The organism is Streptomyces sp. SPB074, assembly GCF_000154905.1.
In the GTDB taxonomy this organism is placed as follows: Bacteria; Actinomycetota; Actinomycetes; order Streptomycetales; family Streptomycetaceae; genus Streptomyces.
On record NZ_GG770539.1, the window covers coordinates 1,643,969 to 1,645,601 of the forward strand.

Sequence of the window (1,633 nt, forward strand, 5' to 3'; positions counted from 1 at the left end):
CACGCGGCGTCCAGGCACGGTCCTCCGGCCGCGACGTCACCCTCGGCACGCGACGTCGCCACCTTCCCACGCGACGTCGCGGCCGCAGAGCGTCGCGACGTCGTCAAGGGCTCAGCCCAGCGTCCGTTCCAGTTCGGCCGCGAGTGCCGACGCGACGTCGGGGGCGAGGGGGTCGCCGTCGGCGCCGGTGACGTAGAAGGCGTCCACGGCGTTGGCGCCGAGGGTGCTGGCGTGGGCGCTGCGTACCCGTACTCCGGCGTTGTCCAGTGCGAGGCCGAGGCGGTGCAGCAAACCGGGAGCGTCCTGGGCGCGGACCTCGATGACCGTCGCGCTGCGGGAGGCCGCAGGGGCAACGCGTACCCGGGCCGGTGGAACGGAGAGCCCTTTGCGCCGCGGGTACGCCGCGTCGCGTTCCGCGAGGCGGCCCCGGATGTCGAGGCTGCCGTCGAGGGCGCGGACGAGATCGGCGCGCAGCCGTGACGCCTGCGGCAGTGAGCCGTACGCGGCGGACACGCGCCAGTCCAGGACGAGCACGGCTGTCGCGCCGCCCGCGCCCTCCCCGCCCGGCGCGACGTCGCGCGAGGTGTCGGCCGCGACGTCGCGCGCCGTGCGCAGTTCCCCGGGGATCTCCGTGGTGCGGAACTCGGCGGTGCGGACGGTGAGCCGGTGCATCGCCAGCACGCCGGCGACGGCGGGGAGGACGCCGGGTTGGTCGGGTACGGCGACGAGGAGTTCGACGCCGACCGGGGCCTGCGCATCGTCCGCCGTGTCGCCCGGTTCCTCCTCGTTTCGGGTGCGGAGGTTCAGGACGGGTTCGGCCGTGCGGTACGCCTCGACGGCGAGCCGCTCCTGCTCGGCGGTGAGCGCCGCGGCCTCCGGTGCGGGGGGCTCGGCGCCGGAGAGGGCCCCGGCGACCCGGGCGGCGAGGTCGGCGACGAGCGAGGCGCGCCACGTGGACCACGCGGCGGGGCCCGTCGCGAGAGCGTCGGCCTCCGTGAGGGCGTGCAGCAGTTCCAGCGTCGCGACGTCGCGCACGGCGTCGGCCACGCCGCGCACCGTCGCGGGGTCGTCCAGATCGCGACGCGTCGCGGTTTCGACCAGCAGCAGGTGGTGGCGCACCACGGTCGCTAGCGTCGCGACGTCCGCCGCGTCGAAGCCGATGCGCGCCGCGACGTCGCGCACGATGATCTCGCCCGCCACGGAGTGATCCCCCGGCCACCCCTTGCCGAGGTCGTGCAGCAGCGCCGCGACGAGCAGCAGGTCCGGGCGGGAGACACGACGGGTCAGCGCGGCGGCCCGCACCGCCGTTTCGACAAGGTGGCGGTCGACGGTCCAGGTGTGGACGGCGTTGCGCTGGGGGCGGCACCGTACACGTTCCCAGTCGGGCAGCAGTCGCGTGACGAGACCGCCCGCCTCCAGCGCCTCCCAGACGTCCACGGTGGGGCGGCCCGCGCCGAGCAGGGTGACCAGCTCCTCGCGGGCCTCGGCCGGCCAGGGCGTCGGGAGCGGCGGGCAGGCGGTCGCGAGGCGGCGTACGGCATGGGGCGACAGCGGGAGGGCGGCCTGCGCGGCAGCCGCCGCGGCGCGCAGGGGCAGGACGGCGTCGCGCTCGGGACGCGCCGTCCGGGCGAGG

At 76.7% G+C, this 1,633-nt stretch carries 1 protein-coding gene; it reads right to left on the minus strand.

What is annotated here, in order from left to right; translation table 11 throughout:
- Positions 1-111 precede the first annotated feature (111 nt).
- A partial coding sequence (locus SSBG_RS06510; RefSeq protein WP_008745416.1) for an HD domain-containing protein occupies positions 112-1,633 on the minus strand: 1,522 nt, incomplete at its 5' end.